10 protein-coding genes are annotated in these 13715 nt (G+C 45.6%); 3 read left to right on the top strand and 7 right to left on the bottom strand.

Annotation, left to right across the window (positions count from 1 at the left end):
• Nucleotides 1–57: 57 nt before the first annotated feature.
• The 3 genes from MHI25_RS03320 to MHI25_RS03310 form a co-directional block, all read right to left on the bottom strand.
• Entirely contained in the window at nucleotides 58–2490 is a 2433-nt protein-coding gene (locus MHI25_RS03320; protein WP_036676789.1) for a glycogen/starch/alpha-glucan phosphorylase, read from the bottom strand.
• 100 nt (nucleotides 2491–2590) lie between these two features.
• The gene (gene glgD / locus MHI25_RS03315) at nucleotides 2591–3694 is read right to left on the bottom strand and encodes a glucose-1-phosphate adenylyltransferase subunit GlgD (RefSeq protein WP_036676786.1); all 1104 of its coding nucleotides are present in this window, start codon (nucleotides 3692–3694) and stop codon (nucleotides 2591–2593) included.
• A gap of 122 nt (nucleotides 3695–3816) precedes the next feature.
• Nucleotides 3817–4980 carry a glucose-1-phosphate adenylyltransferase gene (locus MHI25_RS03310; protein WP_038568594.1) on the bottom strand — a complete coding sequence of 388 codons (1164 nt, stop codon included), beginning with the start codon at nucleotides 4978–4980 and terminating at the stop codon, nucleotides 3817–3819.
• A 475-nt stretch (nucleotides 4981–5455) separates the two neighbouring features.
• On the opposite strand from MHI25_RS03310, the gene MHI25_RS03305 reads away from it, so the two are divergent.
• From MHI25_RS03305 to MHI25_RS03295, 3 genes are all read left to right on the top strand, one after another.
• Nucleotides 5456–6139 carry a response regulator transcription factor gene (locus MHI25_RS03305; RefSeq protein ID WP_038568592.1) on the top strand — a complete coding sequence of 228 codons (684 nt, stop codon included), beginning with the start codon at nucleotides 5456–5458 and terminating at the stop codon, nucleotides 6137–6139.
• Nucleotides 6136–7719: a HAMP domain-containing sensor histidine kinase gene (locus MHI25_RS03300; protein WP_076186276.1), complete on the top strand. Its 1584-nt coding sequence runs from the start codon at nucleotides 6136–6138 to the stop codon at nucleotides 7717–7719. Before MHI25_RS03305 ends, MHI25_RS03300 begins: the two co-directional genes overlap by 4 nt.
• 128 nt (nucleotides 7720–7847) lie before the next feature.
• Nucleotides 7848–8414: an FAD-dependent oxidoreductase gene (locus MHI25_RS03295; RefSeq protein WP_076124415.1), complete on the top strand. Its 567-nt coding sequence runs from the start codon at nucleotides 7848–7850 to the stop codon at nucleotides 8412–8414.
• Nucleotides 8415–8804: 390 nt separating this feature from the next.
• Here the strand turns inward: MHI25_RS03295 and galU are convergent, their stop codons facing one another.
• The 4 genes from galU to MHI25_RS03275 all read right to left on the bottom strand — a co-directional run bounded on the left by galU (nucleotide 8805) and on the right by MHI25_RS03275 (nucleotide 13690).
• Entirely contained in the window at nucleotides 8805–9725 is a 921-nt protein-coding gene (gene galU / locus MHI25_RS03290; protein ID WP_175619984.1) for a UTP--glucose-1-phosphate uridylyltransferase GalU, read from the bottom strand.
• 18 nt (nucleotides 9726–9743) lie between these two features.
• Nucleotides 9744–10730, bottom strand: coding sequence for a glycosyltransferase family 2 protein (locus tag MHI25_RS03285; protein WP_340394971.1), 987 nt, complete (start codon nucleotides 10728–10730; stop codon nucleotides 9744–9746).
• Between the two features lie 78 nt (nucleotides 10731–10808).
• Complete coding sequence (locus tag MHI25_RS03280) at nucleotides 10809–12938, bottom strand: glycosyltransferase family 39 protein (RefSeq protein WP_340394970.1); 2130 nt, start codon at nucleotides 12936–12938, stop codon at nucleotides 10809–10811.
• Nucleotides 12939–13144: 206 nt separating this feature from the next.
• Nucleotides 13145–13690: a DUF1697 domain-containing protein gene (locus MHI25_RS03275; protein WP_076186269.1), complete on the bottom strand. Its 546-nt coding sequence runs from the start codon at nucleotides 13688–13690 to the stop codon at nucleotides 13145–13147.
• Nucleotides 13691–13715 lie beyond the last annotated feature (25 nt).

The following is a 13715-nucleotide window of genomic DNA, read 5'->3' as shown; positions in this document are numbered from 1 at the left end:
TAGGCTGTCTCATTTGTAGGAATCTCCTACTTATAAGACAGCCTATTCTTGTTGAGCCTATAGCCGTACCGGACTGATATTCCAAATCTCCGCCGCGTAGCGGCTAATCGTGTTATCACTTGAGAATTTACCGGAATGACCAATATTTATAATAGACTTTTTCAGCCACTCCTGACGGTTGCGGTATGCCCGGTCAATCTCGACATGAGTCTCGACATAACTTGCGAAATCCTTAAGCACAAAGAATTCATCGTTATTATCCAAAAGAGAATGGAAAATAGTCTCAAACTCCGCACCATGACAGCATATAGGTCCCGGATTAACCAACTGATCCAATACTTCCTTCACACGGCTATCCCCATTGTAGATATCACGTGCGTGATAGCCGCCATGCTGATAATAATCCATTACCTGCTCAGCACGAAGACCGAACAGGAACATATTGTTGTCCCCTACCATCTCATGCATTTCCACGTTAGCGCCGTCCATCGTACCTACGGTTAATGCACCGTTCATCATAAACTTCATATTCCCCGTACCGGAAGCCTCTTTACTCGCTGTAGAAATCTGTTCACTAATATCCGCAGCAGGAATGATCTTCTCGGCCAAAGATACCGAATAATTCTCAAGGAAAAAGATACGAATCTTGCCTTTAACATCCGGATCTTTGTTGACAGCCTCCGCCACAGTATTGATCAGCTTGATAATTCGTTTCGCCAAATGATAGCTTGGCGCCGCCTTTGCTCCGAATATAAACGTGCGCGGTACCATATCCATCGAAGGATTATCTTTGATTTGGTTGTACATATGCAGAATATGCAAAATATTTAGCAGCTGCCGCTTATAAGCATGCAGGCGCTTCACCTGAACATCAAAGATAGAGTCGGGGTCTACATGTACTGAATGCTTGCTGTAAATGTATTCAGCCAACTTGAGCTTATTCCGCCGTTTAATGCTGGCTACTTGTTCCTGAAAGGAAGCATCCTCACAATATTTAATCAAGCCAATCATCTCTTGCGGATGGCTCATCCAGCGGGTTCCTATCGATTGATTGATAAGGTTAGCCAGATCCGGATTGGCATGCATCAGCCAGCGCCGGTGAGTAATCCCATTCGTCTTATTATTGAAGCGGTGCGGGTACATTTCATTAAAGAGCCGCATTTCGCGTTTCATCAATATTTCTGTATGCAGCGCCGCTACCCCATTGACACTATGGCTCGCCACAATCGCCAGATGGGCCATGCGAACCTGATCGTCATGAATAATCGCCATCTGTGAAATCCGGTCCTGATCACCGGGATAACGACTCATCAGCTCGCCGCAGAAGCGGGCATTGATCTCTTCAATAATAAGAAAAATACGTGGAAGCAAGTCCCTGACCATTTGAATAGGCCATTTCTCCAGGGCTTCGCTCAAGATCGTATGATTTGTATAGGACACCATACGAGTTGTAATACTCCACGCTTCATCCCATCCTAATCCATGTACATCCATCAGAATCCGCAGCAATTCAGGAATTACAAGCGTCGGATGTGTATCATTGATATGAAGTGCAACCTTGTCGGGCAGCGATTGTATAGGGAGTCCAAGCTTTCCAAAGGTTCGCAGAATACTTTGCAGGCCAGCGCTGCAGAGGAAGTATTGCTGCTTCAACCGCAACAGCTTGCCTTCGTATTGAGAGTCATCCGGATACAGGAACTCCGAGATGGATTCTACGGAACGCTTATATTCCAGGAATTTATGATAGTCTGATCCGGCAAAAGAGCCAAAGGTTCTGGTAGGCTGGGTGATGGACTCCGCGCTCCAGTTGCGCAGTGTATTCACATGCCGCCGATCTGCACCAATGATAGGCACATCATACGGAACTGCACGAACGGCCTCATATTGACTATGCTCAAAGATAAGCCGCCCGTTCTCCTCCCGAGTCTCAATCACGCCCCAGAACCTTACTTCTACCTGCTTGTCTTCACGACGCACTTCCCATACATTATCATTTTGCAGCCAGTAATCGGGCAGTTCCACCTGATACCCGTCAACGATTTTCTGCTCGAACAGGCCGTATTTATAACGTATGCCGCAACCATGCCCTGCATATTGCAGGGAGGCCAGTGAATCCAAGAAACAAGCAGCTAGACGTCCAAGTCCTCCATTGCCAAGCCCAGCGTCGGCTTCTACCTCCTCAATATCCTGCAGCGAGAAACCAAGATCGGCCAATCCCTCACGCACGACCTCCAGCACGCCCATATTCAGCAGATTGTTCCCCAGAAGTCTTCCGATCAGAAACTCCATAGAAAAATAGTATACCTGCTTATCCTTATCCGTCTTGTACTTTTGATTGGTATCCGCCCAATTTTTCCCGGCATTCTCGCGAATCATGTTGCCTAATATTTTATAGACATCAGCATTCGAGGCTTCCTCCAAAGGTTTGCCCAATTTACTGATGAGCGTCTCGCGAAACACCTGTTTGAAAGTTTCTTTATCGTTAAACAACAGCAGGTTCCTCCTGACAAAAGCTTTTTTTAGGGATGCATTAGACTATGCCTGTAGATCAGATAGGTTATACTGTTTCGTTTCATCTAATCCAGTTGGTTTATATTTTGCTGCTCTTGGCGATCACAAATGGACGTTTACTATCCCCGACGAGAATTCGATTCTTACTTAAATGTACGTCCTTATCCATGATCACATTCTCAATAACAGCATCTTCCTCTATAATGCACTTCTGCATAATTACAGAGTTGATGATCTTCGCTCCTTTACGTACCTGAACCCCACGAAAGATCACGCTGTTCTCCACCGTTCCAGCTATAATGCAGCCGTTAGCCACCAGTGAATTGCTGACATTTGCGCTCTCTAAATATCGGGTAGGAGCCTCATATTTAATCTTCGTCTGCACTGGACTTTCTTTGAACAGACTAAAGTAATTCTCCTGCTGAAGCAGCTCCAGACTATTCTTATAATAGCTTTCCAATGAATTAATTACGGCATGATAGCCATGATACTCATAAGCAGCGATTTTGAATTTATGGCGGTTTTTCTGGATCACATCACGGAAAAAGTAACTCTCCCCATGTGCAATGCAATGTTCCACCTGCTCCAGGAACAGTTTTTTCTCCATAATGAAGATATCGAGATATAAATTGGGATGATCCTTCTCATGATGGATATTGGTCACATTATTCTCTTCGTCCACTTCAATACGCTGGCATAACTCATGCTCTGGCTGTAATTGCTCTATTTTTTTGTATACTACTGTAACATCGGCACCCTTCTCCAAATGGTAGCTGTACAAGTCCTGGAGATCGATAGTATTAATATGCTGGCTGCCGGAAAACACAATATATTTAGCAGATCCCCGTTTAAAAAGATCCAGATTATTATGATAATGCTGAAGGTCGCCAAGAGAAGTATCGGTGGGATCATTCCAGTCCGGAGGCAAAATAAATAGTCCCCCATGCTTGCGATTCATATCCCAAGATTTCCCGTCACCCAAATGGTCCATTAAAGAACGGTATTTACGGCGAACAAACAGGCCCACGCTCTCCAGATCCGCACGCATCATATTGGAAAGCACGAAATCTATCAACCGATAACGACTGGCAAAAGGTACGGCTGCACCACAGCGGAAATAAGTGAGTTCATTTAATTTATCGAGTTCATGATCCAAATTAATTACACCCATGAGTTGCTTCATCGGAATCCACCGTCCTCTTATAATTTATAAGAAAGTATAAGTTTCACTATATACTTTATCCTTATAAATCTCGCATAAACGCTTACCGTCCCTAGAAGGACGTCGAAGGCGTTTTAGCTTGATTATATGGTTTTGGCTACAGCTGATTTACGTTTTTTGCTTTTATTGTCGATCAGCAGAATTTCGTTCTCGTTCTCCCGCTCGATGCCTATTTCCATATAATCGTCGATTACCGTATTTTCACTAATAATCGCTTTATGAATGCGTACGTTCTTACCAATCTTAACCTTAGGCATAATTACGGAGTCCGTAATCACACTGCCTTCACCTACTTCTACGCCATAAAAAAGAACCGAGTGCTTCACTTCACCATGCACAATGCAGCCTTCATTAATAATGCATCCTGACACTTTCGCCCCAGGTGCGACATATTGAGCAGGTTGATTCGGATTGCGTGTAAATATGCGCCAGCTGGGATCATTTAGATTAAGCGGTGGATTATCGCTCAGTAAATCCATATTCGCTTCCCACAGGCTTGCTACCGTACCAACGTCTCTCCAATACCCTTCAAAAGGGTACGCAAATAAAGAGTTCCCGTCTTCCAGCATCAAAGGAATGATATCCTTACCAAAATCGTGAGATGACCCTATATTCTCTCCGTCCTCCAGTAAATGCTTGCGGAGAATTTCCCATTTAAAGATGTACACACCCATAGAAGCTAGCGTGCTTTTTGGCTGTGCAGGCTTCTCCTCAAATTCGTAAATTTTCAGATCGTCCTCCGTATTTAAGATTCCAAATCGACTTGCTTCCTCCAGCGGAACGTCAATCACAGAAATTGTGCAATCTGCATTTCTCTCCTTGTGGTATTGCAGCATAGCATGATAATCCATTTTATAAATGTGATCACCGGATAGAATAAGAACATGCTCGGGGTCGAACTGATCTACAAATTTAAGATTTCGATAAATCGCATCGGCTGTTCCCCGATACCAGCTGCTTCCATTCTCACGTTCATGCGGTGGCAATACGAATACTCCACCATTCTTACGGTTCAAATCCCAATCACTGCCTACTCCGATGTAAGAATGTAGTATAAGTGGCTCATACTGTGTCAATACACCAACAGTATCAATACCCGAGTTGGAGCAGTTACTTAAAGGAAAGTCGATGATCCGATAAGTGCCCCCAAAATAGACAGCGGGCTTGGCAAGCGATTTGGTTAAACCTTTCAATCTTTTGCCTTGGCCTCCAGCCAATAGCATGGCTACCATTTCTTTTTTCTTCATGGAAAAGCCTCCCTTGACTTATGGGTAATATAAAGTTCAGCAAACCTAGGATGAATGAACAGAATTCCAAAAAGAAGTGAATTAGAAAAGAAATACACCAGAAAGAAATGAGCCTTGATAGGAAGATGACAAAGTTGAAAAAACGAGGAAGGAAATTTTACACGTTCGGATGATCTAACCTAAAATAGGGAGAGCATTCTCCAAAATCAGGAGCCTGAATCAGGAGATTATCCTTATTGTAAAGTGTTCTATATTCTTCGTCAAAACCCTTTATCGCAATTCCGAAAATCCGGAATTTTTAACCCTGTTTGTCATTAAACACGTTAATATTCCTTATAACTAGATTAACCAATTTAAAGCCATGTGAAAGAAATTCACTCATTTATTCTAGAAAAAGAATCATTCGGTCTTCAGCAAACATTCAACCGGATATGGCATAATGAAGCTATCTATCACCGATTTGGAGGAACCTATGATGAAAGCAGTACAAGGAGTTCGACTTCTGCTCGTAGATGATGAGCCTCATATATTACAGTTCCTGGAGCTGGGTCTCCTTAACGAAGGTTTTGAAGTACGAACCGCGTCGGACGGGCTAAGCGCCATTTCGATTGCAGCTGAATTCAAGCCCCATGTAGCTATCCTGGATGTTATGATGCCGGGTATGGATGGATTCGAGGTATGTCACTATCTGCGCTCAGAAGAGACAGAGGTAGCTGTCATCATGCTTACTGCAAAAGACGAAGTGGATGATCGCGTAAAAGGACTATCTATTGGTGCTGACGACTATATGGTCAAGCCCTTCAGCTTTGATGAATTACTAGCGCGGATCCAAGCGCGGCTGCGGAATCAGTTTCCGGGGCTGCTAGGTGAGGTCCGCTGCGGTCCTTTCCGAATTGACAGTCGGCGAAAGGAAATTCGCTTCAGGGAGGAAGTACTTGAACTCTCCCCTACGGAATACGAGTTATTACAGTATCTCGTTATCAATCACGGCCTTGTACTCAGCAAGCCTATGATTCTTGATAAAGTGTGGGGCTATGATTTTGGCGGTGAGGAAAATATTGTTGAGGTCTATATCCGTTCGCTTCGTGAGAAGCTCGGAGATAAGGAGCACCGTATTATCCGTACCCTGCGGGGCGCAGGCTACCGGGTGGATCTATGAGCACTCCCATCTTCAGATGGCTTCGCAGACTGCCTGCACCACGTTCCTTGCGTAAACAGCTGCTTGCCACATCGCTGCTTATTCTATCAGGATTGCTGCTGCTAATTGGAGTCTTACAATATATCCTTATGCGAGATTTTATATACAGCAATAGAGCCGAGTCTATGGAAGCGCAAATACGTTCTGTCCCCCGTGAGATGTTTTTTAACTTTTTTAATTCCTATGACGAGGACAGCACAGGTATAAATGACACGAACAACGAGTTTAACAGCAATTTCCCGTTGGAAAGAGAAGACATGAATAAAATGCCAAGTGGGCTGCGAACTGGCGAGAACCGGCGCCCGCTTCTGCTTGATGCCCATACAACTCTCGCCATGTACAGCTCGGATGGCACCTTCAGGGATTTACAGCAATTAACCCTCTCAGATATAGCAGCACCCAGGCTGACCAATGAGCAATACGATGCGCTGCTGATTCACACCACGGATAGGGCAACAGGAAATTACAAGCTCATCCAAGCTGAAGACGGAACTGAACATCTAGCTATATTCATGAATCTTTATAGACCTGGAAATACTAGATTGCTGCTGCAAATGAGTGTGAGCACAGGGCCATTGACGGATGTGATAATGCAGCAGCTGCTGATCTACGCAGGTTTGTCAGTGATTGCTTTATTGACTGGATTATTCCTATACTTACCGGCCCTGCGAAAGACGTTAGTTCCTCTATCTAATATGGGAGAATCGGCTGAGATCATTAATGCCGGTAATTTGGACATTCGGTTTCCAGTTGACCAAGGACAGGCCGAGATCGACAAGCTTGCTCATTCATTCAATGGTATGCTCGAACGTCTCGAAATATCCTTTCATAATGAACGGGAGGCCAAGGAGCAGATGCGCAGGTTCGCTGCCGATGCTTCCCACGAGCTTAGAACTCCGCTTACCTCAATACACGGTTTTCTTGAGGTCTTGCTGCGGGGCGCCGCCGATAATAAAGAACAGTTATATAACTCGTTGCGAAGCATGCATGGTGAATCGAAACGGATCAACAAGCTGGTCGAGGATCTGCTACTGCTCGCTCGAATGGATGGAGCTCCACAACTGCAGATGACTGATCTGATTCTCAGCGAGGTAATTCACGAAATGAAGCCGCATCTGCTTTTGCTCGCAGATCAACGTAAAGTTACCTTTGATATCTCCTATGGCATCCGTGGTAAATATGATCCCTATAAGCTCAAGCAGGTGATTCTGAATCTGTTCCACAATGCAGTTCAGCATACCAATGCCACGACAGGGAGCATTCATCTCTCTTTACAAGCGGAAGGAAATCAGGCTCTATTAAGCGTGCGGGATAATGGCTACGGAATTCCCGGAGAGCACATCCCACATATCTTTGATCGATTCTACCGCAGTGACTCCTCTCGTACACGTAAATACGGCGGATCAGGGTTAGGCCTCTCCATTACAAAATCTATTGTCGAGGCACATCACGGCAAGATTAGTGTAAATAGCACCGTTGGGGAGGGCACAACGTTTACGGTTAGTCTGCCTTGCGAGGAAGGATTAGCCAAGGAAGAGTAACAACCGTTATAATTAAGAGGAACTGGAGCGTCGCTCCACAAAACTTAAGCGTATGCTTTCGTTGCCAGTTTTGCTATGTAGTCCATTCTAAGGAGCATCGCTCCACAAAACTTTTAGGAGGTAAATACATGTACGAAATCGCCGTAATTGGCGCCGGTCCTGCCGGTGCAAGCGCAGCCCTGTTCGCCGCCAAGGCGGGCAAAAAAACGCTGCTGATCGACAACGATAAGGGCATGACCCGCAGAGGTTGGTTTGAGAACTTTTATGGAATTTCCGAAGTAGGTGGTCCTGAGCTGGTCGAAACCGGGCATAAGCAAGCCGTTAAATTTGGCGCTGAGCTGGTTTCCGAACAGGCTATCAACCTCACCTCCAGCGGCAATGGTTTTGTCATTGAAACTGAAGATGGAATTATCTATGAAGCAAAACATGTCATTCTTGCCACAGGCGCCCTTACAGATCTAGCTGCCAAAGCTGGTGTGGAGACTAAGGATGGTACAGAGCCAAGAATCAAAACTGTAGTAGCCGTTGATGCTGAAGGCAAAACGAATATCGCAGGTATTTGGGCTGCTGGTACTGTTGCTGGAGTAAGTGTACATGCCATTATTACCGCAGGCGATGGTGCGAAGGTAGCTATTAATGTAATTAGCGAGTTAAATGGTACGCGTTACGTTGATCATGATGTGCTGAAAGCTTAATCTATACTCAAAACATAAATCCGGAGGATGATTCTTAGGAATCGGTCTTTCGGATTTTTTCGTCACCCAGGAGAACCAAGTTACGAAATTTAAAAATAACTGCACTTGATGCAGCTATTTCATACAATAACACCCACACGGCTGTTTTAAGTGTATTTTATGCAACTAAAAACAAACTAAATGAGCATTCTAGTTAAAATGTGAAGATATAGATGTATCAAGTGCAACTAAATCGATTTGCAGCTGTCCCCCCATACTTTTAATTGTATAAAGTACACTTATTTGCTCGTCCCTCACCGTCCTTTGAACACCACACGCAAAAAAACTGCTTCAAAACCTCATCCCACCGCCAAAGCCGATGTTATGATCGTTTGAAACAGTTCCTCTCCCTCAACTGTGTATACTCCAATGCAAGGAATCCACTTCTTCTTCTCTTCCCTTAAGACTAGCAGCCAGCTCCTGCAAATACGGAACCAATAATGGGCGCAAATCCTCCCGCATCAAACCTACCTCCAGCGTGGCTTTAATGTAACCAAATTTATCACCAATATCATAACGTTTGCCGATTAAATCCAGCGCCAGCAAGCCTTCTTGCCGGGATACCTCGTGCAAAGCATCCGTCAGTTGATATTCACCGCCCGCTCCACGTTTGAGGTTAGCCAGCACTGAGAATATCGAAGGCTCTAAAATGTATCGCCCCATAATGGCGTATTCTGAAGGTGCTGTTTCAGGCGAGGGCTTCTCTACCAGTCCTTTTACTTCATGAACTCCATTTAGTGAGCCGCTGGAGGCTATAATCCCATATTTGTTAACCTCCTGCCGTGGCACCTGCTGCACACCGACGATAGTCTGCTCCTCTTGCTCATACAATCTCATCATCTGCAGCAGCGCCGGGTCCTCCGAAACCATAATATCGTCACCAAGCAAAACAGCAAAAGGTTCATCACCGATAAATTGTTCCGCACAAAGGATGGCATGGCCTAGTCCCAGCGGCTCTTTTTGCCTAATGTAATGGATGCTCGCTAGCTCACTGATTAGCTGGACTTCACGAAGTAGATCCTCTTTCCCTTTTTCCAAAAGCGTCTGCTCCAGCTCCACCGATTTATCAAAATGATCTTCAATCGACTTCTTATTGCGGCCGGTCACGATGATAATACTTTCAATACCAGAGCGGACGGCTTCTTCTACGATATATTGAATCGCTGGTTTATCCACAATGGGCAGCATTTCTTTTGGCTGAGCCTTAGTGGCAGGCAGGAAACGAGTGCCTAAGCCCGCGGCGGGAATGACAGCTTTTCTAATCTTCATCATGAATCCCTCCCTTGCAGTTTATTTACGGAGATGGGTCACAGGGTGCTCACGAATGTTCTTTTGCTGCCCCTTACCTTCATAGAACTCTTGGACAATATAAAGCGGACGTCCCTTAGTTTCGTCATAAATCCGGCCGACATATTCACCTAGTATTCCTAGCATAATGAGTACAAATCCGTTGAAGGTCAGCGTAATTCCAATCATCGAAGCCCAGCCCTTAACAACTGAGTCTGTAAAAATCACCAGGTACAAAACATACATAAGGTACAGAAAACCAGAAGCCGACAGCAGTGCGCCCAAATATCCTGCCAGCTTCAGCGGCTTATAGGAAAAGGAGGTGATTCCGTCCAAAGAGAGCTTCATCATACGTTTTAGTGGATATTTAGTTTCCCCCGCCAGACGTTCATCCCGTTCATATTCAATCGCCTTCTGACGGAAACCAACCCAGCTGACCAGTCCGCGCACAAAACGGTTTTTCTCCGGTAGACGTTTGAGCTCTTCGCAGACCCTACGATCTATAAGCCGAAAATCACCCGTATCCACAGGGATAGAAATATCGGTTGAATAACGCAGAATTCTATAAAAGAGGCTGGCCGTCCACTTTTTGAATAGGGATTCACCGTTTCGCTTCACCCGCTTAGCATATACAACTTCATACCCCTTCTTCCATTCCGCAATCATGTCCAAGATCAGCTCAGGCGGGTCTTGCAAATCAGCATCAATAATGACAACTGCATCCCCAAGGGCATAGTCCATTCCGGCAGTAATAGCGATCTGATGTCCAAAGTTACGTGACAAATCGATCAGCTTCACACTCTCATCCCAGTAGCTATATTCCTCGATCATCTGGGCACAGTTGTCGGTGCTGCCGTCATTCACGAAGATCAGCTCATACACTTCCTCCGTCATTGCCATCACTTTTTTAATACGACGATACGTTTCCTGAATGACTGCCTCTTCATTAAACATCGGTATAATAATGGAATAGCGCACGTTGATACTCATGAGCAGCTCCTCCTTTAATTTAAATGCTGAAGCGTGCCTGTAAATGTATTAGCACGCTTCGTATCCTCAAACACTGAACTAGTTAACTGTAACTTTGTATAACGTTCCGCTGTTGCCAGCGTCATTTCCTGCCCAATCCGCTGCTGGAACCTCTGTGCCATTGTCGGTAATCCAGGTAGAGAGCGTAGAATTCCCTCCACGTCCACCACCCATACCGCCGCTGCTCAGCAGGAAGTATTTCACCTTTCCACTCTTTACTAACGCCTTTAGGGTATCTGTGGTATATACTGTGTCCGAATTGGAAAAACCGTTCAGAATAACAACCGATGCCCCCTTATCGACGATATAAGGAGCTGCTGTGCCATATTCCAATACGGCAAACAGATAAGGCTCCCCAGTATTATTTTCCTCCAGATAGGACAACAGACTCTCGTTCGCACTTGTGGCGCTATTACGCCCAAAGTTGCTAGAATTGCCGCCCATTCCTCCTCTGCTCTCACTGCTCCCTGGTCCTGCTTCAGGGGTTTGGCTATTCAGGCCATAAGTAATTGGGGTAGCTGCCCAGTAGAGCGGGCCAATTAACAATACTAGTACAGCAACAATACTTGCCGAGAAAACAAATGGCTTCTGCTTGCCTTTAAGAACGACCAGCACCAAAGAAACAACTATACCGGCAGCCAGAATGCCAATCGACCAGCCCCTGCCAATCGTATCGTCATAAGGATGAATAATGTACCATTGAAAAACTGCTGTAACCAGCGTCGCAACTGGCAATAGCCATGACAGCCAACCAGAGTGCTCACGATACAGACTCCAGAGCTTTGACCAGCCTGCACCGACCAGCGCGGCTATCGGCGGAGCCATCATCACCAGATAATATTGATGGAAGAATCCCGCAATACTGAAGAATCCCATCACCGGCACCAGCCATGCTAACCAGAATAGAGCTTCTTTATGCCCTTGCGTAAAGTTCCTTCTCCGCAGATTAGCGAACAATCCAATGCAGCCAAACAATACAAAAGGCAGCAGCCAGCTTGCCTGACCTGACAGCTCTGATTGGAACAGGCGCAGTGGACCTGCGGTTCCAGTATTGAACATTCCACCTCCGCCGCCATTCATGCCACCGCGTTGTCCTTGACCTCCACCTTCACCACCAAATTGCCGGTTTTGATTATCCGTTCCACCGCCGGGTGGTTGCCCTGGAGAACCTCCATCATCGGCGCCATTTTGACTGTCTGAGGTTGAATTCATACCTTGCCGACCCGAAAATGCTCCACGTCCGCTATCCGTACCATTTTCAGCATCTGCCCCGTTCATAGCGGGTCTTTCACCGTTCATAGCTGGCATCTCGCCATTCATGTTCGGCATCTCACCACCATTCATTGAAGGCATTCCACCTCCGCCACCACCTGTCCCCCGATCACCCGTCAATCGGGCGACACCATTATAACCAAAGGCAAGATTGAGCACGGAGTTAGTACCGCTGCTGCCGATATAAGGTCGTTTACTAGCGGGAATTGAATCCACTATCACTGCCCAGGATAACGAGACCACGAGTAATATAGCTGTCGAAGCCGCTAATACTCCGGTTTTCCGCTTCCAGTTCACTTTCGCAGCCAAGACATAAAAGAGATAAAATGCCGGCAAAACCATATAAGCCTGCAGCATCTTCTCATTAAACCCAACACCGATTAAAGCAAATGCGGCAAGGAGACTGCCCAGCTTATTACTCTTCGTTCCTTTAAATAAAAACCAAACCGCCAACAGTAACGTGAATACTAACAGAGCATCAATGTTATTCGTCCGGCTAACAGCCGCCGCTACTGGAGTTGTTGCCATGGCCAGCGCTGCTAAACGTGCAGCTGCTTTACCAAAGGTAGGTTTTATCAGAAGGTATACGAGCAACACGGAGCCCACGCCCCCAAGCGCCTGAGGTAAAATCACACTCCAGCCATGCAGCCCGAAAATGAGTGCGCTAAGAGTCTGAATCCAAAAGGTGACTGGTGGTTTATCCACCGTGACTGAACCTGCAGAGTCGAGTGAAGCGAAGAAGAAATTATGAAAGTTTTGCAGCATACTTCCCACGGCAGTGGTGTAGTATGTATTCACATAGTGGTCATTCCAAACTCCATAACCGTACAAAAAAGCAGCGAGTATTAAAATGAGCCACAGTATAAGATCCGAGCTTATTTTTCTAGCAAAACTCATCTCCATTTCACTCCTATCCCTTGATCATTCTATATGCCGGCAGTTCTGTAACTCCGGCCCAAGCTTTCCGTAGGTGTATTATTTCATCCATACCTTAACTCTCAATGAGTGCAAGCTGAATGTTTGCTGAATAAATGAGGCTGCCGGCACGCAAAAAAGACCCCACAATGTGGAGCCTTTCGGTACCCTGTTCAATCTAAACTATGTTATTCCATCTTGCCTATGGCAACAAGCTTATTCACCGTGTTCCAGTTGCGTGCGGTAATGGGCATCCCGAGTATTTTGTCAAAAGGGACTTTAAAAAGCGATGATTGGCTCACACTGACCTCATATAATATATACATCTCTCTGCCGACAAAACGCACTTTATCCGGTCCATTCTCATAAGTGCACAGTTTATCCAATGCTTCCCCTGAAGGCTCGGCTGGTAAAAAAGTAACATACCATCTTTTGAATTCCTCTGGCTCGGACAGCTGAAAGGGATCGTTAGCGATCACATTCTCCATTTCTGCTAAAGTACGGATAATAACAGAGACCTCGAATCCAAAAACCTCATGAATCTGACGTTCAATGACTCCTCTAAGTAGGCTTACCGAACCTTCATCACTCTCAAAAACGACATTTCCACTCTGAATATACGTTCGTACATTTGCAAATCCAAGAGACTGAAACATCGCCTTCAGGTCCAACATTTTAATAATTTTGTTCCCGCCGACGTTAATTCCACGCAGCAGCGCTATATAGGTAGTCATAGAATACGCCTCCGTTTTTGTGCCA

This window comes from Paenibacillus sp. FSL E2-0177 (assembly GCF_037992975.1).
Lineage (GTDB): Bacteria > Bacillota > Bacilli > Paenibacillales > Paenibacillaceae > Paenibacillus_AQ > Paenibacillus_AQ odorifer.
The sequence above is the reverse complement of the archived record's forward strand: the minus strand, read 5'-3'. Positions and strand labels throughout refer to the sequence as shown.

Coding starts and splice junctions, on each gene's coding strand:
- galU (WP_175619984.1), bottom strand. CDS start 9,725: ATGATGAAGATTAGAAAAGCTGTCATTCCCGCCGCGGGCTTAGGCACT.
- MHI25_RS03295 (WP_076124415.1), top strand. CDS start 7,848: ATGTACGAAATCGCCGTAATTGGCGCCGGTCCTGCCGGTGCAAGCGCA.
- glgD (WP_036676786.1), bottom strand. CDS start 3,694: ATGAAGCAACTCATGGGTGTAATTAATTTGGATCATGAACTCGATAAA.
- MHI25_RS03300 (WP_076186276.1), top strand. CDS start 6,136: ATGAGCACTCCCATCTTCAGATGGCTTCGCAGACTGCCTGCACCACGT.
- MHI25_RS03275 (WP_076186269.1), bottom strand. CDS start 13,690: ATGACTACCTATATAGCGCTGCTGCGTGGAATTAACGTCGGCGGGAAC.
- MHI25_RS03280 (WP_340394970.1), bottom strand. CDS start 12,938: ATGAGTTTTGCTAGAAAAATAAGCTCGGATCTTATACTGTGGCTCATT.
- MHI25_RS03305 (WP_038568592.1), top strand. CDS start 5,456: ATGAAAGCAGTACAAGGAGTTCGACTTCTGCTCGTAGATGATGAGCCT.
- MHI25_RS03310 (WP_038568594.1), bottom strand. CDS start 4,980: ATGAAGAAAAAAGAAATGGTAGCCATGCTATTGGCTGGAGGCCAAGGC.
- MHI25_RS03285 (WP_340394971.1), bottom strand. CDS start 10,730: ATGAGTATCAACGTGCGCTATTCCATTATTATACCGATGTTTAATGAA.